This is a genomic window from Variovorax davisae (assembly GCF_030316845.1).
Lineage (GTDB): Bacteria > Pseudomonadota > Gammaproteobacteria > Burkholderiales > Burkholderiaceae_C > Variovorax > Variovorax davisae.
In genome coordinates this window covers 15,936-32,866 of sequence record NZ_JASZYS010000012.1, presented here as the reverse complement: position 1 = coordinate 32,866, position 16,931 = coordinate 15,936, and the positions used below count along the sequence as shown (strand labels likewise).

At 68.8% G+C, this 16,931-nt stretch carries 17 protein-coding genes; 7 read left to right on the top strand and 10 right to left on the bottom strand.

The genetic code is table 11. The annotated features are described in order from the left end of the window. Nucleotides 1-117: 117 nt before the first annotated feature. Nucleotides 118-303 carry a hypothetical protein gene (locus QTI33_RS24665; protein ID WP_286508998.1) on the top strand — a complete coding sequence of 62 codons (186 nt, stop codon included), beginning with the start codon at nt 118-120 and terminating at the stop codon, nt 301-303. 15 nt (nt 304-318) lie between these two features. On the opposite strand, the gene QTI33_RS24660 is transcribed toward QTI33_RS24665, so the two are convergent. Continuing rightward, nucleotides 319-1,557, bottom strand: coding sequence for a TIGR03862 family flavoprotein (locus tag QTI33_RS24660; RefSeq protein WP_286508997.1), 1,239 nt, complete (start codon nt 1,555-1,557; stop codon nt 319-321). Nucleotides 1,558-1,686: 129 nt separating this feature from the next. Between QTI33_RS24660 and trxA the strand changes: the two genes are divergently transcribed. Continuing rightward, nucleotides 1,687-2,019 carry a thioredoxin TrxA gene (trxA, locus tag QTI33_RS24655; protein ID WP_028253873.1) on the top strand — a complete coding sequence of 111 codons (333 nt, stop codon included), beginning with the start codon at nt 1,687-1,689 and terminating at the stop codon, nt 2,017-2,019. 184 nt (nt 2,020-2,203) lie between these two features. Continuing rightward, nucleotides 2,204-3,469: a transcription termination factor Rho gene (gene rho / locus QTI33_RS24650; protein WP_158722484.1), complete on the top strand. Its 1,266-nt coding sequence runs from the start codon at nt 2,204-2,206 to the stop codon at nt 3,467-3,469. Nucleotides 3,470-3,500: 31 nt separating this feature from the next. Here rho and QTI33_RS24645 read toward each other — a convergent pair whose 3' ends face one another. Further along, a complete protein-coding gene (locus QTI33_RS24645; protein WP_286508996.1) occupies nt 3,501-4,562 on the bottom strand; it encodes an oxidoreductase in 1,062 nt (353 codons plus the stop codon). Between the two features lie 123 nt (nt 4,563-4,685). Between QTI33_RS24645 and QTI33_RS24640 the strand changes: the two genes are divergently transcribed. The 3 genes from QTI33_RS24640 to QTI33_RS24630 all read left to right on the top strand — a co-directional run bounded on the left by QTI33_RS24640 (nt 4,686) and on the right by QTI33_RS24630 (nt 8,138). Next, the gene (locus tag QTI33_RS24640; protein WP_158722485.1) at nt 4,686-4,955 is read left to right on the top strand and encodes a type B 50S ribosomal protein L31; all 270 of its coding nucleotides are present in this window, start codon (nt 4,686-4,688) and stop codon (nt 4,953-4,955) included. Nucleotides 4,956-5,041: 86 nt separating this feature from the next. Beyond that, nucleotides 5,042-6,787 carry a hypothetical protein gene (locus QTI33_RS24635; protein WP_286508995.1) on the top strand — a complete coding sequence of 582 codons (1,746 nt, stop codon included), beginning with the start codon at nt 5,042-5,044 and terminating at the stop codon, nt 6,785-6,787. Between the two features lie 76 nt (nt 6,788-6,863). Next, the gene (locus QTI33_RS24630) at nt 6,864-8,138 is read left to right on the top strand and encodes an MATE family efflux transporter (protein ID WP_444814888.1); all 1,275 of its coding nucleotides are present in this window, start codon (nt 6,864-6,866) and stop codon (nt 8,136-8,138) included. Here the strand turns inward: QTI33_RS24630 and phoR are convergent. The 7 genes from phoR to pstS are packed head-to-tail and all read right to left on the bottom strand — an operon-like array spanning nt 8,122 to nt 14,734. Continuing rightward, entirely contained in the window at nt 8,122-9,456 is a 1,335-nt protein-coding gene (phoR, locus tag QTI33_RS24625) for a phosphate regulon sensor histidine kinase PhoR (protein WP_286508993.1), read from the bottom strand. The two genes, QTI33_RS24630 and phoR, sit on opposite strands and share 17 nt — an antisense overlap. Before the next feature lie 56 nt (nt 9,457-9,512). Further along, nucleotides 9,513-10,205: a phosphate regulon transcriptional regulator PhoB gene (phoB, locus tag QTI33_RS24620; RefSeq protein WP_286508992.1), complete on the bottom strand. Its 693-nt coding sequence runs from the start codon at nt 10,203-10,205 to the stop codon at nt 9,513-9,515. A gap of 19 nt (nt 10,206-10,224) precedes the next feature. Beyond that, the gene (gene phoU / locus QTI33_RS24615) at nt 10,225-10,926 is read right to left on the bottom strand and encodes a phosphate signaling complex protein PhoU (protein WP_286508991.1); all 702 of its coding nucleotides are present in this window, start codon (nt 10,924-10,926) and stop codon (nt 10,225-10,227) included. A gap of 9 nt (nt 10,927-10,935) precedes the next feature. After that, nucleotides 10,936-11,718: a phosphate ABC transporter ATP-binding protein PstB gene (gene pstB, locus QTI33_RS24610; RefSeq protein WP_286508990.1), complete on the bottom strand. Its 783-nt coding sequence runs from the start codon at nt 11,716-11,718 to the stop codon at nt 10,936-10,938. A gap of 8 nt (nt 11,719-11,726) precedes the next feature. Then, nucleotides 11,727-12,611, bottom strand: coding sequence for a phosphate ABC transporter permease PstA (pstA, locus tag QTI33_RS24605; protein WP_286508989.1), 885 nt, complete (start codon nt 12,609-12,611; stop codon nt 11,727-11,729). After that, nucleotides 12,608-13,678: a phosphate ABC transporter permease subunit PstC gene (pstC, locus tag QTI33_RS24600; protein WP_286508988.1), complete on the bottom strand. Its 1,071-nt coding sequence runs from the start codon at nt 13,676-13,678 to the stop codon at nt 12,608-12,610. The genes pstA and pstC overlap by 4 nt, the downstream gene beginning before the upstream one ends. 18 nt (nt 13,679-13,696) lie before the next feature. Continuing rightward, nucleotides 13,697-14,734 (bottom strand): phosphate ABC transporter substrate-binding protein PstS, encoded by a 1,038-nt coding sequence (pstS, locus tag QTI33_RS24595; protein WP_286508987.1) that lies wholly within the window; start codon nt 14,732-14,734, stop codon nt 13,697-13,699. Between the two features lie 211 nt (nt 14,735-14,945). Between pstS and QTI33_RS24590 the strand changes: the two genes are divergently transcribed. After that, nucleotides 14,946-16,463, top strand: a complete 1,518-nt coding sequence (locus QTI33_RS24590) for a Ppx/GppA phosphatase family protein (protein WP_286508986.1) — start codon at nt 14,946-14,948, stop codon at nt 16,461-16,463. Between the two features lie 5 nt (nt 16,464-16,468). Here QTI33_RS24590 and QTI33_RS24585 read toward each other — a convergent pair whose 3' ends face one another. Then, nucleotides 16,469-16,930: a SixA phosphatase family protein gene (locus QTI33_RS24585; RefSeq protein WP_286508985.1), complete on the bottom strand. Its 462-nt coding sequence runs from the start codon at nt 16,928-16,930 to the stop codon at nt 16,469-16,471. Nucleotide 16,931 lies beyond the last annotated feature (1 nt).

Sequence of the window (16,931 nt, the reverse complement as noted above, 5' to 3'; positions counted from 1 at the left end):
CGAGGTTGCTGAGGGCTGCCTTAAGTCGAAGGTGTCGACGGGGAATCAGAAATACTGTTTTTTTATACAGTTGTTTCTATAGAATGAACCGCCCCACCACAACGCCAAGGCGAGACCATGCCCCTCCCCACACCCTCGTCGAACGCCGGCAGGGTGCTGCCGTTCGAGCCACGGCCCCGCGTTGCGAGGCGCGCGCCCTGGCCGTTTCCGGTGGCCTGCGAGCCGCCCGCGGCACCGCAGATCAAGACCCAGGCGGCGCGGGTCATCGCCACCACCGCCCGCCATTGGCTGGGCCGGGCCTGAGCGAACGCAAGGGCCCTACTTCAGGCGCGCCAGCACGCCGCGCGCGGCCTGCGCACCGCTCGCCATCGCAACGGTCAGCAGGTAGCCGCCGGTCGGCGCCTCCCAGTCGAGCATCTCGCCGGCGAAGAAGACGCCCGGCAGCGCGACCCCCATCAACTGGTCGTCGAGCGCATCGAAGCGCACGCCGCCGGCGGTGCTGATCGCCTCGTCGATCGGGCGCGCGGCCGTCAGGCGCAGCGGCACCGCCTTGAGGGTCTCGGCCAGCTTGTCCGGTGAGTGCATCTCGTCGCGGCTGAGCACCTCATGCAACACGCCGGCCTTGATGCCCTCGATGCCCAGCCGGCTCTTCAAATGACTGGCCAGCGATCGCGCGCCGCGTGGATGCAGCACTGCGGCGCGCACCTGCTCGGCGCTGCGATCGGGCAGCAGGTCGAGCATCAGGGTGGCGCTGCCGCGCTCGGCGATCTCGTCGCGCAGCAGGGCCGACGCCGCATAGACCAGGCTGCCCTCGATGCCGGTGGCGGTGGCGACGAACTCGCCCTTGCGCGCGAAGCTGCGGCCGCGCCCGTCGCTGAACGCGATCGCCACCGACTTGAAGGGCATGCCGGCGAAACGCTCGGCGAAGTGCGGCGTCCAGCCGAGGTCGAAGCCGCAGTTGGCCGGCACCAGGGGTGCCACGCCGACGCCGCGCCCGGCCACCCATGGCACCCAGGCGCCGTCGGAACCCAGCCGCGACCAGCTGGCGCCGCCGAGCGCCAGCACCACCGCGTCGTGGGAGGCCCCCACTTCGCCATCCGGCGTGGCGAAGCGCAGTGTGGTGGCCGCGGCCTGCGCGTCGGCCCAGCCGAGCCAGCGATGGCGCATGTGGAAGCGCACGCCGGCCTGCCGCAGCCGATGCAGCCAGGCACGCAGCAGCGGCGCGGCCTTCATGTCCTTCGGGAACACGCGCCCCGAGGTCCCGACGAAGGTCTCGATGCCGAGGCCCTGCGCCCAGGCCTGCACCTGCTCGGGACCGAACGCGCGCAGCAGCGGCGCCAGTTGGGCGTTGCGCTCGCCGAAGCGGCCGGCGAAGCGTTCGAAGGGTTCGGAATGCGTGAGGTTCAGGCCGCCGCGTCCCGCCAGCAGGAACTTGCGCCCGACCGAGGGCATGGCGTCGTACACATGAACTTCGACGCCTTCGGCGGCCAGGGTCTCGGCGGCCATCAATCCGGCGGGGCCGCCACCGACCACCGCGACTTTCTTTTCTTGGTTCATGGGTCGAGTGTCACCGCTTTGCCTATCGGCGCCATAGCCTGGGGGCCGACCACGCCACCACTTGGTTTCTGTCACAATGACCTGCACTTTGGCGACACCGAAACTCTCCGCGCAGAAGGACACAACCCCATGGCCAGCGACCTCATCAAACACATCTCCGACTCCTCCTTCGAAGCCGACGTGCTCAAGTCCGGCAAGCCCGTGCTGGTCGACTACTGGGCCGAGTGGTGCGGCCCGTGCAAGATGATCGCGCCGATCCTCGACGAGGTGTCCAACACCTACGAAGGCAAGCTGCAGATCGCCAAGATGAATGTCGACGAGAACCGCGACATCCCCGCCAAGTTCGGCATCCGCGGCATCCCCACCCTGATGCTGTTCAAGGACGGCCAGCTCGCCGCCACCAAGGTCGGCGCCATGAGCAAGGCGCAACTCACGGCCTTCATCGATCAGCAACTCGCCTGAATCGTTTCCCGGCTGCCCGCGCGCAACGCGCCGGCAGCCGCCGATTTTCCTGTCATAATCTCTCGCAGATCACCGGCCCATCCAGGGACCCGGTTCGAGTTCCCCGGTTTGTGAGGCCTCTCTCGCCTCTCCTCAAACCTCCCCCTCCTGGTTTCAGACTGATTTCCCCGCACGGGGTCATTCCATGCACTTAAACGAACTCAAGGCACTCCACGTGTCCGAAGTCCTCAAGCAGGCCGAAGCCCTTGAGATCGAAAACGTCGGCCGCATGCGCAAGCAGGAGCTCATGTTCGCGATCATCAAGAAGCGCGCGAAGGCCGGCGAACAGGTGTTCGCCGACGGCGTGCTCGAGATCCTGCCGGACGGCTTCGGCTTCCTGCGCAGCCCCGACACCAGCTTCACCGCCAGCACCGACGACATCTACATCTCGCCGAGCCAGGTGCGCCGCTTCAACCTGCACACCGGCGACATGATCGAAGGCGAAGTGCGCACGCCCAAGGACGGCGAGCGCTACTTCGCGCTGACCAAGCTCGACAAGGTCAACGACGGCCTGCCCGAGAACAACAAGCACAAGGTCATGTTCGAGAACCTGACCCCGCTGTTCCCGAAGGAGCAGATGAAGCTCGAGCGCGACGGCTTCAAGGGCGAAGAGAACATCACCGGCCGGATCATCGACATCATCGCGCCCATCGGCAAGGGCCAGCGCGCCCTGCTGGTGGCGCCGCCCAAGAGCGGCAAGACGGTGATGATGCAGCACATCGCGCACGCGATCAGCGCCAACTACCCCGAAGTGCACATGATGGTGCTGCTGGTGGACGAGCGGCCCGAAGAAGTGACCGAGATGCAGCGCACCGTGAAGGGCGAGGTCATCGCCTCGACCTTCGACGAGCCCGCCGCCCGCCACGTGCACGTCGCCGAAATGGTGATCGAGCGCGCCAAGCGCCTGGTCGAGCTCAAGAAGGACGTCGTGATCCTGCTCGACTCGATCACCCGCCTGGCCCGCGCCTACAACAACGTCGTGCCCTCGTCGGGCAAGGTGCTGACCGGCGGTGTCGACTCCAACGCGCTGCAGCGCCCCAAGCGCTTCCTGGGCGCGGCGCGCAACGTCGAAGAAGGCGGCTCGCTGACCATCATCGGCACCGCCCTGATCGACACCGGCAGCCGCATGGACGAAGTGATCTTCGAGGAGTTCAAGGGCACCGGCAACTCCGAAATCCACCTCGACCGCCGGCTCTATGAGAAGCGCGTGTTCCCCTCGATCCAGCTCAACCGCAGCGGCACCCGGCGCGAAGAACTGCTGCTCGCGCCCGAGATCCTGCAGAAGACCCGCATCCTGCGCCAGCTCATGTACAACATGGACGAGATCGAGTCGATGGAGCTGATGCTCAAGAACATGAAGGCGACCAAGACCAATGTCGAGTTCTTCGACATGATGCGTCGCGGGGGCTGAGCCCCTTCGCCTTCAGCGCGCTGGCGAGCCGTCAGCGCGCCGCCAGGGCCCGGCCTTCCGCCGCGCTCTGGCGACCCAGGTCGAGCAGTTCCATCAGCTCGACCGCCTGCTCCGGCGTCACCGGATTCGGGCCCTCCCCCAGGATCGCATCGCGCACCGCCGCGTAATAGCGCACGTAGTTCCCCGCCTGCGTGGGCAGCTTCTGCATGCGTGCGCTGCCATCCAGTCCCACCAGCGTGAGTTCGCCGTCGACCGGGTCGGCGCCCCATTGCGCATCGCCGGGCCGGCCGCCGGCGCGCAGCGCGTCTTCCTGCGGATCGACGCCGCGCTTCAGGTAGCTGCCGCGGGTGCCGTGCACGATGTAGCGCGGCGCCGGGAACGCGGCCAGCGTGGTCGCGTGCAGCACCACCCGCAAGGGCGCGTGTTCGCCGCTCTCGTAGCGCAGCACGGCATGGAAGTAATCCTCGACCAGCGCCCGTTCGCGCAGCGCGGCGGTGTCCAGTTGCAGCGTGTCGGGCCGGCCGAAGAGCTGCACCGCCTGGTCGACCAGGTGGGCGCCCAGGTCGACCCACAGGCCGGCGCCGGGCACCGGCTGCTCGCGCCAGCGCTCGCGCACCTGCGGCCGGAAGCGGTCGAAGTGCGATTCGAAATACACCGGCCGACCGAGCTCGCGGCGCGCGAGCAGGTCGCGCAGGCTCAGGAAGTCCGAATCGAAGCGCCGGTTCTGGTAGACCGACAGCAGCCGCCCCTGGCGCTGCGCCAGTGCGGCGAGCTCGCGTGCCTGGGCCGCATCGAGGGTGAAGGGCTTGTCGACCACCACGTGCTTGCCGGCCTCCAGCGCCGCCCGGGCCAGCGGATGATGCTGGGCGTTGGGAGCGGCCACCACGACCAGGTCGATGTCGCTTCGCCGCAACAGGGCGCCGACGTCCGGGACCACGTCGACCCGGGGCCAGTCGGCATGCACCTTGTTCGGCTGGGAACTGGCCACGGCGCCGAGTTCGAGCCCCGGAACCGCCGACAGCACGGGCGCATGGAAGGTCTGGCCGGCGAATCCGTAGCCGACCAGGCCGGCTTTCAAGGTGGGAGATGGCATGCTGAAACGGGCCTCTGGCGCTGAAACAGGCCAGTATGCGATAATTGCGGGCTTAGCGAAAAGTGCTCTCGTAGGCGTCCTGCCCGTCAAGTGGCTCTCGCATCGACCCAAAGGATCTGAATCATGGCTAAAGAAGGCATTCACCCCAACTACCGCGAAGTTCTGTTCGTGGATCTCTCGAACGGCTTCAAGTTCGTGACCCGTTCGTGCGCGAACACCAAGGAAATGGGCAAGACCGACGACGGTCGCGAACTGCCTCTCTTCAAGCTCGACACCTCGAGCGAGTCGCACCCCTTCTACACCGGCACGCAAAAGTCGGTCGACAACATGGGTGGCCGCGTCGAGAAGTTCCGCAACCGCTTCGGCAAGACGACCGGCGCCGCCTCCAAGTAAGGAGGGCGCTTCCGCGTCGAGGGCAGCCCGGTTTACCGCGCTGCCCTTTTTCACATCTGCCCCATCGAACGCTTCCTGCCCGCCCCTTGAACCAGCCGACGCCTGCGATCGTTGCCCAAAGCGCCGTGCGCCGCCTGCCGCGGATCGCGCTGCTGCTGCTGTGCGCGGCCTACCTGATGCCGGGCTTGCTGGGCCGGGGCCCCTGGAAGAGCGCCGACATCGCGGCCTTCGGCTTCATGGCCGAACTGGCGCAGGGCGGCGGCGGCCTGGCCCGCTGGTTCGATCCGATGCTGCTGAGCCTGCGTCCCGAGACGCCGGCGCTGCTGCCCTACTGGATCGGCGCCTGGGCGATCAAGATCGCGCCGGCCTGGATCAACCCCGACCTCGCAGTGCGCATCGCCTTCGCCCTGCTGCTGTGGGGGGCCTTCACCGCCACCTGGTACGCCGCCTACTACCTGGCACGCACGCCGCGGGCGCAGCCGGTGGCCTTCGCCTTCGGCGGCGAGGCCCGGCCCACCGACTATGCACGGGCGATCGCCGACGGTGCCCTGCTGGCGCTGATCGCCTCGCTGGGGCTGGCCCAACTGGGCCATGAGACCACGCCGGCGCTGGCCCAGCTGTTCTTCGCCGCGCACCTGTTCTACGGCGTCGCGGCGCTGCCCTATCACCGCATCGGCGCCTTCGTCGCCTTGCTGGTCGGCAGCCTCGGCCTGGTGCTGTCCGGCGGGCCGACGGTGGGCCTGGCGCTGGGACTCGGCTGCGTGGGGGTGCTCGGCGCGGAGCGCCGCCGCAGCAGCGACGACGAAATGTCCGAGTCCGAGCCGACCTACAGCCGCGGGGCGATTGCCGCCGTGCTCGGCACGACGCTGCTGGCCGGCGCGCTGGGCGCCGGACTCGGCCTCTTCCAATGGAAGATCGACCTGCCCGGCAGCGACCCGAACGTGCGCCTGTTCGCCGACCTGCGCGACCAGGCCAAGCTGCTGCTGTGGTTCACCTGGCCGACCTGGCCGCTGGCGTTGTGGACCCTCTGGCGCTGGCGCCGGCAGCTGCTGGCGCGCCACGTGGCCCTGCCGCTCTGGTTCGCCCTGGTACCGCTGCTGGCGACCTGGACCACCGATTTCTCCGAACGCTCGCTGCTGCTCGGGCTGCCGGCTCTCGCCACGCTGGCGGCGTTCGCGCTGCCGACCCTGCGGCGCAGCGTGGCGGCGCTGATCGACTGGTTCACGCTGCTGTTCTTCACCGGCTCGGCCATCATCATCTGGGTGATGTGGGTGGCGATGCAGACCGGCGTGCCGGCCAAGCCGGCCGCCAATGTCGCCAAGCTGGCGCCCGGCTTCGTGCCGCAATTCTCCGCCGTGGCCTTCGTCTTCGCGCTGGTCGCGACCCTGGCCTGGGCCTGGCTGGTGCGCTGGCGCACCGGCCGCCATCGCGCCGCGCTCTGGAAGACCCTGGTGCTGCCGGCCGGTGGCGCCGCGCTGTGCTGGATGCTGCTGATGACGCTGTGGCTGCCGCTGCTCGACTACGCGCGCAGTTACATCCCGCAGGTCCGTGCGATCTCCGACAAGGTCGGCCAGCCCGAGTGCATCTCCGAACTCGCGCTCAGCCCGCCGCACCTCGCCGCGCTGCGCTACCACGGCAATTTCAAGCTGCGGTCGCTCACCACCGAGGCGCCCTGCCCCTGGCTGCTGGTGAGCCCCGCGGCGATCGCCCGGCTGCACGACATCGTGAGCCTCGACGGCTGGCGCCTGATCGGCACCTTGCGCCGCCCGACCAGCCCGAGCGACGACCTGCTGCTCTACCAACGCATCGCGCCGGCCGGTGGCGGTGGCTAGCAGGCCCGGCGCCAGCCGGGAACGAGGCGTGATCGCCCGCCACGCCGCGACGGTGCTGGTCGGCCAGCTCGCGGTGATGGCCTTCGGCGTCACCGACACGATCGTGGCCGGCCGCTATGCCGAGGGCGCGCTGGCGGCCTTGTCGGTCGGCTCGGCGATCTTCATCAGCGTCTACGTCTCGCTGATGGGCGGGCTGCAGGCCCTGCTGCCGATCTGGGCCGAACTGCACGGCGGCCGGCGCACCGCCGAAGTCGGCCGTTCGGTGCGCCAGTCGCTCTACCTCTGTGCCGCCGCGGTCGCGCTCGGCATGGCGCTGCTGCTCTTCCCCGCGCCCCTGCTGCGCTGGACCGAGGTGCCCGCGGCCATGCGCGAAGACGTCGAGGCCTACCTCCGGGTGCTGGCCTTCGGGCTGGCGCCGGCGCTGCTGTTCCGCGTCTTCAGCACCCTCAGCCAGAGCCTGGGCAAGCCGCAGCTCGTGACCTGGCTGCAGCTGGCCTCGCTGGGCCTGAAGCTGCCGCTGTCGATCTGGTTCGCCTTCGGCGGCGCCGGGCTGCCGGCGATGGGACTGGTGGGCTGCGGCTGGGCCACGCTGGTGGTCAACTACGCGATGCTCGGCGCCGCCATCTGGCTCTTGCGCAGCGATCCCTTCTACACCGGCTACCGCTTCTGGCAGCGCGTCGAGCCGCCCGACTGGCGACAACTGCGCCAGTTCGCCCGGCTGGGCGTGCCGGCCGGGCTGTCGGTGCTGGTCGAAGTGACTTCGTTCACGCTGATGGCGCTGTTCATCGCCCGGCTGGGCACCGCGGCCTCGGCGGCCCACCAGATCGCCGCCAACCTCACGGCGGTGGCCTACATGATGCCGCTGTCGCTCTCGATCGCGACCAGTGCGCGCGTCAGCTTCTGGCTCGGCGCCGGCGACGCCGCGCTCGCGCGGCGCGCCTGTGCCCGCGGCTTCGAGCTGACCGTGCTCTTCGCCTTGCTGTTCGCGGCCGCGATGGCGGCCCTGCGCTGGCAGCTGGCCGCCGTCTACTCGGCCAACCCGGCGGTGATCGCGCTCGGCGCCACGCTGCTGCTGGCCACCGCCCTCTATCACTTCGCGGATGCACTGCAGACGCTGTGCGTCTTCGTGCTCCGCTGCTACCACGTCACGGTGATGCCGCTGGCGCTGTATTGCGCGCTGCTGTGGGGCATGGGGCTGGGCGGCGGCTACCTGCTGGCCTACCGCGGCATGGGGCCCTGGCCCGCGATGGCGTCGCCGCTCGCCTTCTGGCTGATGGGCGCCGCGGCCCTAGCGCTCACGGCCGGCCTGTTCGTCGCGCTGCTGCTGGCGACGCTCAGGCGACGGCGCTGAGGGGCGTCGCCTGCCGCAGCCGGGCCGGCGGAAACACCAGCGCGAAGCGCGAACCCTTGCCGAGCGTGCTCTCGATGCGCAGTTCGGCGCCATGGCGCTGCGCAATGTGCTTGACGATCGCCAGCCCGAGGCCGGTGCCGCCGGTCTCGCGCGAGCGGCTGCGGTCGATGCGGTAGAAGCGTTCGGTCAGCCGCGGCAGATGCTCGGCCGCGATGCCCGGACCGCTGTCGCGCACCGCGTATTCGCCACGGCCGTCGGGCAGCAGGCGCCAGCTCACGGCGACTTCGCCGCCGCCGGGCGTGTAGCGGATCGCGTTGCTCAGCAGATTCGACATGGCGCTCTGCAGTTCGGTCGGCGCGCCGGCGATCTCGGAGTCGGCGTCCATCGAGAACGACAGCCGATGCCCGTGCGCGCTCAGCCGGCTCGACAAGCCGCGGCCCTCGTCCTCGCACTGCGCCATCAACGCCCGCATGCGCGTCCAGCGGGTCGCCGGCGGGGCCGCGCTACCCTCCAGCCGCGACAGGGTCAGCAGGTCGTTGACCAGCGTTTCCATGCGGTGCGACTGCTGCGACATCAGGCCCAGGTAGCGGGCCCGCTCCTCGGCGTCGAGCGGCAGGTTCTGCAGCGTCTCGACGAAGCCGGCCAGCACCGTGAGCGGCGTGCGGATCTCGTGCGAGACGTTGGCGACGAAGTCGCGTCGCATCGCCTCGGCCTGCTCGAGCGAGGTGATGTCGCGCGTCAGCAGCATGCGGCGGTTGCCGGCATAGGGGTGCACCTGCACCGACAGGCGGGCCGGATGGCTGCGCTGCTGCGGCCCCTGGGCGTCGATCACGACGTCGCGGCTGTAGTTCCAGGACGCCAGGTAGGCCACGAACGCCGGGTCGCGCACCAAGTTCGCCATGTGCTGCAGCAGGTCGCGCTCGGCATCGATGCCGAACTGGCCGGCGGCCGTCTGATTGCACCATTCGATGCGGCCCTGTTCGTCGAGCAGCACCACGCCGTTCGGCGAGGCCTGGATGGCGGCCAGGAATTCCTGCAGCCGGTCTTCGGCCTGGCGGGTCTGCTGTTCGCGCTCGCGCAGCAGCTTGCGGATGCGCTCGGACAGTTCGCCCCAGACGCCAGGTCCGCGCGAGGGCAGCCCGGCGGCATCGCGGCGCAGCACGTTCAGCAGCCGCTGGGCGCGCCAGGCATCGAGCAGCAGCCACAGCACGGCGCCCAGCCAGGCCCCGAGCCAGGCGTAGTGCCAGTTCAGCAAGGCCGTGGCCAGGCCGCCGCCCAGGGCGGAAGCAGCGAGGAAGGTGGCGATACGAAACGGCATGCCGGACGATTATCCCGCCCGGCCGCAGCCGGCCAGGCCTCTGGCGCGATCGGTGCTCAGACGGTCGCCTGGGCCGTGAGCCGGTAGCCGGCACCGCGCACCGTCTCGACCATCGGCGCGGCGGCGCCGAGCGACTCGCGCAGGCGCTTGACGTGGACGTCGACCGTGCGCTCCTCGATGTAGACGTGGTCGCCCCACACCTTGTCGAGCAGCTGGGCCCGGCTGTGGACGCGCTCGGCGTGCTGCATCAGGAAGCCCAGCAGCTTGAACTCGGTCGGCCCCACTTTCAGCGGTGCGCCCTGCCAGGTGACCCGGTGGGTGGCGGTGTCGAGCGCCAGCTCGCCGATCTCGACCCGCTCGGCCACCGCCTCGGGCGCCCGGCGGCGCAGCACGGCGCGGATGCGCGCCAGCATCTCCTGGGTCGAGAACGGCTTGGTGATGTAGTCGTCGGCGCCGGCATCCAGCCCGGCCACCTTGTCGGGTTCGTCGCCGCGCGCGGTCAGCATCAGGATCGGCATGCTCTTGGTGCGCGGGTCCTTGCGCCACTGGCGGGCCAGCTGCAGGCCGCTCTGGCCGGGCAGCATCCAGTCGAGCAGCACCAGGTCGGGCAGGAAGGCGTCGATCTCGCGCTGCGCCGCGGCGCCGTCTTCGGCCCAGATCGGCTCGAAGCCGTTGTGGCGCAGGTTGACGGCGATCAGCTCGGCGATCGACGACTCGTCTTCGACGATCAGGATCCTTGGTTTCTTCATGAATTCAGTGGCGATGCGCTCATTGCAGCGCGGACTCGATGTCCTGCATCGAAGTGTGCCGCACATCGGCGCCCTTGACGATGTAGATGATGAACTCGGCGATGTTCTTGGCGTGGTCGCCGATGCGCTCGATCGCCTTGGCAAGGAACAGCAGGTCGAGGCTGGCGGAGATCTTGCGCGGGTCTTCCATCATGTAGGTGACCAGCTTGCGCACGAAGCCGTCGAACTCCTTGTCGATCAGGTCGTCGTCCTTCAGGATCGACAGCGCCGCCGCGGTGTCCAGGCGCGCGAAGGCGTCGAGTGCCTTGCGCAGCAGGCCCGAGGCCAGGTCGGCGGCGATGCGCAGCTCGCTCGAGGGCAGCGCCCGGGCCGAGCCGCTCTCGATGATCGACTTGACCATGCGGGCGATCTTGTTGGCCTCGTCGCCCACGCGCTCGAGGTTGGCGGTGGTCTTCGAGATGGCAATCAGCAGGCGCAGGTCGCGCGCGGTCGGCTGGCGGCGGGCGATGATCGACGACAGCTCGCGGTCGATCTCGATCTCCATCGCGTTCACGCGGTGCTCGGTCTCGGCGACCCGCTCGGCCGCCTCGGCGTCGAACTCCTGCAGCGCGTAGACCGCCTGGTGGATCTGGGCCTCGACCATGCCGCCGAGCTCCATCACGCGCGACGACACCGTGTTGAGTTCGCTGTCGAACTGGCTGGAAAGATGTTTTTCGGTCATGTCGTCCCCTTAGCCGAAACGGCCAGTGATGTAGTCCTCGGTCTCCTTGCGCTTCGGCTTGAAGAACAGCTCTTCGGTGGCGCCGAACTCGATCAGGTCGCCCAGGTACATGTAGGCGGTGTAGTCGCTGCAACGCGCCGCCTGCTGCATGTTGTGCGTCACGATGACCACGGTGTACTCGCTTTTGAGCTCGGCGATCAACTCCTCGATTTTCGCCGTCGAGATCGGATCGAGTGCCGAGCAGGGTTCATCGAGCAGCAGCACCTCGGGCTTGATCGCGATGCCGCGGGCGATGCACAGGCGCTGCTGCTGGCCGCCCGACAGGCCGGAACCGCTTTGCTGCAGCTTGTCGCGCACCTCGGTCCACAGGGCCGCCTTCTTGAGCGCCCATTCGACCCGGTCGTCCATCTCGGAGGCGCTGAGCGTCTCGAACAGCTTCACGCCGAAGGCGATGTTGTCGTAGATCGACATCGGGAACGGCGTCGGCTTCTGGAACACCATGCCGACCTTGGCGCGGATCAGCGCCACGTCCTGCTTGGAGGTGAGCAGATTCTCGCCGTCGAGGGCGATGGTGCCCTCGGCGCGCTGCTCGGGATAGAGCTCGAACATGCGGTTGAAGGTGCGCAGCAGGGTCGACTTGCCGCAGCCCGACGGGCCGATGAAGGCGGTCACCTTGTTTTCTGGAATCTCGAGGTTGATGCCCTTGAGCGCGTGGAACTTGCCGTAGTAGAAGTTCAGGTCCTTGACCGAGATCTTCGAGCGCGTCGGCTGTGCGAGGGTGGTGGTAGGCATGTTTTTTCTCAGAGCTTGTTGCGCGTCAGGACCCGCGCGAGGATGTTGAGTGCCAGCACGGCGACGGTGATCAGGAACACGCCGGCCCAGGCCAGCTGCTGCCAGTTCTCGTACGGGCTCATCGCGAACTTGAAGATGGTCACCGGCAGGCTGGCCATCGGCTGCGTCACGTCGGAGGTCCAGAACTGGTTGCTGAGCGCGGTGAACAGCAGCGGCGCGGTCTCGCCGGCGATACGCGCCACCGCCAGCAGGATGCCCGTGACCACGCCGGCGCGGGCCGCGCGCAGCGTGATGCTGAGGATCACCTTCCACTTCGGCGTGCCGAGCGCATAGGCCGCTTCGCGCAGGCCCGGGGGCACCAGCTGCAGCATGTTCTCGGTGGTGCGGATCACGACCGGAATCACGATCAGCGCCAGCGCCAGCGCGCCGGCCAGGCCCGAGAAGGACTTGAAGTAGGCCACCACCACGGCGTAGACGAACAGGCCGATCACGATCGACGGGGCCGACAGCAGGATGTCGTTGACGAAGCGCACGATGGTCGACAGCCAGCCCTTGGGGTTGTACTCGGCCAGGTAGATGCCGGCCATGATGCCGATCGGCGTGCCGACGAAGGTGGCCATCAGCACCATCACCAGCGAGCCGAAGATCGCGTTGGCGATGCCGCCGGCCTCGTTCGGCGGCGGCGTCATTTCGGTCAGCGTGCTCAGGGCCAGGCCGCCGACGCCCAGGCGCAGCGTTTCCCAAAGGATCCACACCAGCCAGAAGACGCCGAAGGCCATCGCGGCCAGCGACAGGGTCAGGGCGACGAAGTTGAGCCGCTTGCGGCCGGCGAAGCGGGCCGCGCGCGTCTCTTCGAGCGTCTTGGCGTTCAGGAGTCGTTCCGCAGTGGTCATGATTTGGTGCCCTCGCTCTTCTTCATCTGCGCCAGCAGCAGCTTGGACAGCGACAGCACCACGAAGGTGATGAAGAACAGCACCAGGCCGAGGTACATCAGCGAGGCCTGGTGCAGGCCGGCCCCGGCTTCGGCGAACTCGTTGGCCAGCACCGAGGTGATGCTGTTGGCGGGCTCGAAGACCGACAGGGAGTTGAGCTGGTTGGTGTTGCCGATCACGAAGGTGACCGCCATGGTCTCGCCCAGCGCCCGGCCGAGGCCGAGCATGATGCCGCCGACGACGCCGGCCTTGGTGTAGGGCAGCACCACCTTGGAAACCACTTCCCAGGTGGTGGAGCCCAGGCCGTAGGCCGACTCCTTGAGCAGCGGCGGCGTGACCTCGAAGACGTCGCGCATCACCGAGGCGATGAACGGGATGATCATGATCGCCAGGATGATGCCGGCCGACAGGATGCCGATGCCCACCGGCGGGCCCGACACCAGCGCGCCCAGGTAGGGCACGCCCTCGAACAGCTTCTGCAGCGGCTGCTGCACGTAGGTCGACAGGATCGGGCCGAACACCAGCAGGCCCCACATGCCGTAGACGATCGACGGAACGGCAGCCAGCAGCTCGATCGCGGTGCCGAGCGGCCGCTTGAGCCAGGCCGGCGACATCTCGGTCAGGAACAGCGCGATGCCGAAGCTCACCGGCACCGCGATCAGCAGCGCGATCAGCGAGGTGGCCAGCGTGCCGTAGATCATCACCAGGCCGCCGTACTGGTCCTGCACCGGGTCCCAGACGCTGCTGGTGAGGAAGCCGAGGCCGAACTTGGAGATCGCGGGCCAGGCGCCGACCAGCAGCGACAGCAGGATGCCGATCAGCATCGCCAAGGTCAGCAGCGCGGCGCCCTTGGCGGCCCAGCCGAACAGGCGGTCGGTGGCGGGGCCGCTGCGCGGCCGCTTGGCCGGCGGTGGAGTGACTTTGGCACGCGCGCGCTCGGCCGAGAGGTCGAGCGGGCCGGCGCCGGCGGGGAATGTGGATGACACGGGTCGCTCCGATTCCGGCGCGCGGTCAAGCGGTGTGCTCATGCGCGCCGGGGGGTGGTCTTACTTGATCGCGACGGGCTTGCCCGACGCGTCCTTGATGTCACCCCAGGCGGTGGCGATGGCGCCCTTCACCTTGTCGGGCATCGGCACGTAGTCCAGGTCGCCGGCGGTCTTGTCGCCGTTCTTGTAGGCCCAGTCGAAGAACTTGAGCGTGGTGGTGGCCTGGGCCGGCTTCTCCTGCGACTTGTGCATCAGGATGAAGGTCGCGCCGGTGATCGGCCAGGCGTCCTTGCCCTGCTGGTCGGTCAGCACCTGGTAGAAGGTCTTCGACCAGTCGGCGCCCGCGGCCGCCGCCTTGAAGGCGTCGTCGTCCGGCGAGACGAAGTGGCCGGCCGCGTTCTGCATCTGCGCGTAGGTCATCTTGTTCTGCTTGACGTAGGCGTATTCGACATAGCCGATCGAGTTCGGCAGCCGGTTCACGAAGGCGGCGACGCCCTCGTTGCCCTTGCCGCCGGCGCCCGTGGGCCAGTTCACGGCCGTGCCGTCGCCGACCTTGGCCTTCCAGTCCGGGTTGACCTTGCTCAGGTAGTTGGTGAACAGGAAGGTGGTGCCGGAGCCGTCGGCTCGGCGCACCGGGGCGATGGTGGCGTCGGGCAGGTTCAGCGAGGGGTTCAGCGCCTTGATGGCGGCGTCGTTCCACTTGGTGATCTTGCCGAGGTAGATGTCGCCCAGGACCGCGCCGCTGAGCTTGAGTTCGCCCGGCTTGATGCCCTGGATGTTGACCACCGGGATCACGCCGCCGATGACGGTCGGGAACTGCATCAGGCCCTTGGCCTTGAGTTCGTCGTCGGACAGCGGCATGTCGGAGGCGCCGAAGTCCACCGTCTTGGCATCGATCTGCTTGATGCCGGCACCCGAGCCGACCGACTGGTAGTTGATCTTGGCGCCGGTGGCCTTGTTGAAATCGGCGGCCCACTTGGAGTAAAGCGGGGCCGGGAAGCTGGCGCCGGCGCCGGTGGCTTCCTGGGCGAAGGCCGGAAGATGGGCGAAAGCGGCGGCGATCAGGCCGGCGGCTGCAAATTTGAACGTCGTTTTCATGGTGCTTCCTTTGAGCTGCAAGAGACCCCCTTGGAGGGCTTGGCAGCGACTCTAGAAAGCTTGTGTGACAGCGTCGTGACACCCGCCCACAGAGGGAAAATCGCCCTTGGCGGCGCGTATCCATGTGTCGCTGTCACATATTCGTCACACGGCCCGCCTAGCCTCGAAGCCCCGCCGGGCTACGATCAGGCCCCGACCTCTCCACCTCATCATGAAAAACGGAACCCGCCTCGCCGCGGTCGACCTCGGTTCGAACAGCTACCGGCTCGAAATCGGCCAGGTCGACCATGGCCAGATCCACCGCACCGAGTACCTCAAGGAGACCGTGCGCCAGGGCAACGGCCTGGACGACGCGCGCAACCTGACGCCGGAGGCGATGCAGCGCGGCTGGGACGCCCTGGCGCGCTTTGGCGAACGGCTGGCCGGCTTCGACCGCTCCCAGGTCCGGGCCGTCGCCACCCAGACCCTGCGCGAGGCGCGCAACCGGGACGAATTCCTGCTGCGCGCGCGCACCGTGCTCGGTTTCGGCATCGACGTCATCACGGGCCGCGAAGAGGCCCGGCTGATCTACCAGGGCGTCGCCCACACCCTGCCCCACACCGACGCCAGCGACCGCGAACGCCGCCTGGTGGTGGACATCGGCGGCCGCTCGACCGAGATGATCATCGGCCAGGCGCACGAGGCCGAAGTCATGGAGTCGTACCGGGTCGGCAGCGTCGCCTGGTCGATGAAGCATTTCCCGCAGGGCCTGTTCACCCCCGCGGCCTTCCAGGCCGCGGAAGTGGCGGCCAAGGCCGTGCTCGACGATGCGCTGGGCACCTACTTTCCCGACCGCTGGGACGTGGTGTACGGCGCCTCGGGCACCATCGGCGCCGTCGGCGACGTGCTGGCCGCGGCCGGCTACGAGCCGGGCCTGGTCACCCGCGAAGGCCTCGACTGGCTGGTCGACCGGCTGCTGCGGGCCGGCAGCGCCGACCGGCTGCGCATCGACGCCATGCGCGAAGACCGCAAGCCGGTGATCGGCGGCGGCGTCAGCGTGCTGCGGGCGGTGTTCGACCTGCTCGAGATCGAGGAGATGCGGGTCGCCCAGGGCGCCCTGCGCCATGGCGTGCTGTACGAACTGCTGGAGCGCGACGACGTGGTCGCCGACCTGCGCACCGCCACGGTGGCGCGGCTCGCGTCCCGCTTCCCGGTCGACCGGGCCCAGGTCAAGCGGGTCGGCGAGACCGCGGCCTCCCTCTATGTGCAGCTGAACCCGGCGGCGCGCGGCGGCAGCACCACCAGCCGGGCCGGCCGGGCGCTGCGCAAGCTCGGCTGGGCCGCCCAGCTGCACGAGATCGGGGCCCAGATCTCCCACAGCGAATACCACAAGCACGGCGCCTACATCCTGGACAACGCCGACGCCCCCGGCTTCGCGGTCAACGAGATGCATGCCCTGAGCCAGCTGGTGCTCGGCCACCGCGGCAAGCTGCGCAAGCTCGAAAGCGCACTCGACGACGAGACTTTCGTCTCGCAGCTGATCGCCTTGCGGCTGGCCGTGATCCTGTGCCACGCGCGCCGCGATCCGGACCTGCAGGGTCTGACGCTGGAACGCCCCGAAGGGCGGCGCTTCATCGTCGGCTGCCGCCCCGGCTGGTCGGCGCTGTTCCCGCAGTCCGCCCACCTGCTGCGCGAGGAAGTGCTGGCCTGGCAGAAGACCCCGTGGCGGGTCGAGGTCTCGGACGCCTGAGGCGCCTAGAGCAGCTCGGGCGCCTGGACGGTCACCACCACGGTCTGCACATCGCCGTCGCGCTCGCGCGTGCGAATCCACCAGACCGCCCCCTTGCGCACCGGGCAGCTGTCCTGCTGCAGTCCCAGCAGCAGCGAGATTGCCTGCCCCAGCGAAGGCTGGTGCCCGACCATCAGCACCACCGACTTGCCGTTCGGCCAGCCGGCCGCGGCCAGCAGCGCATCGGGGGTGGTGTCGGGCGCCAGTTCGGTACGCATCTTGAACTTGCGCCCGAGCGCCAGCGCGGTCTGCTCGCAGCGGCGCGCCGGGCTGCAGACGATGCGGGTGCCCTCGGGCAGCTGGCGGTCGAGCCAGGCGGCCATGCGCTTGGCCTGCTTCTCGCCGCGCGCGGTCAGCGAGCGCTGCATGTCGTCGCAGCCTTCCACCCAGTCGTCGGCCTCGGCGTGGCGCCAGAAAATGAGGTCCATG

Bases quoted from the DNA above. Each gene is read 5' to 3' on its own strand.
- trxA (WP_028253873.1), top strand. From the start codon at position 1,687: ATGGCCAGCGACCTCATCAAACACATCTCCGACTCCTCCTTCGAAGCC.
- pstA (WP_286508989.1), bottom strand. From the start codon at position 12,611: ATGACCACTGCGGAACGACTCCTGAACGCCAAGACGCTCGAAGAGACG.
- phoR (WP_286508993.1), bottom strand. From the start codon at position 9,456: ATGCCGTTTCGTATCGCCACCTTCCTCGCTGCTTCCGCCCTGGGCGGC.
- QTI33_RS24630 (WP_444814888.1), top strand. From the start codon at position 6,864: ATGGCCTTCGGCGTCACCGACACGATCGTGGCCGGCCGCTATGCCGAG.
- pstS (WP_286508987.1), bottom strand. From the start codon at position 14,734: ATGAAAACGACGTTCAAATTTGCAGCCGCCGGCCTGATCGCCGCCGCT.
- rho (WP_158722484.1), top strand. From the start codon at position 2,204: ATGCACTTAAACGAACTCAAGGCACTCCACGTGTCCGAAGTCCTCAAG.
- QTI33_RS24660 (WP_286508997.1), bottom strand. From the start codon at position 1,557: ATGAACCAAGAAAAGAAAGTCGCGGTGGTCGGTGGCGGCCCCGCCGGA.
- QTI33_RS24585 (WP_286508985.1), bottom strand. From the start codon at position 16,930: ATGGACCTCATTTTCTGGCGCCACGCCGAGGCCGACGACTGGGTGGAA.
- pstC (WP_286508988.1), bottom strand. From the start codon at position 13,678: ATGAGCACACCGCTTGACCGCGCGCCGGAATCGGAGCGACCCGTGTCA.
- QTI33_RS24590 (WP_286508986.1), top strand. From the start codon at position 14,946: ATGAAAAACGGAACCCGCCTCGCCGCGGTCGACCTCGGTTCGAACAGC.
- pstB (WP_286508990.1), bottom strand. From the start codon at position 11,718: ATGCCTACCACCACCCTCGCACAGCCGACGCGCTCGAAGATCTCGGTC.
- QTI33_RS24640 (WP_158722485.1), top strand. From the start codon at position 4,686: ATGGCTAAAGAAGGCATTCACCCCAACTACCGCGAAGTTCTGTTCGTG.
- QTI33_RS24645 (WP_286508996.1), bottom strand. From the start codon at position 4,562: ATGCCATCTCCCACCTTGAAAGCCGGCCTGGTCGGCTACGGATTCGCC.
- QTI33_RS24665 (WP_286508998.1), top strand. From the start codon at position 118: ATGCCCCTCCCCACACCCTCGTCGAACGCCGGCAGGGTGCTGCCGTTC.
- phoU (WP_286508991.1), bottom strand. From the start codon at position 10,926: ATGACCGAAAAACATCTTTCCAGCCAGTTCGACAGCGAACTCAACACG.
- phoB (WP_286508992.1), bottom strand. From the start codon at position 10,205: ATGAAGAAACCAAGGATCCTGATCGTCGAAGACGAGTCGTCGATCGCC.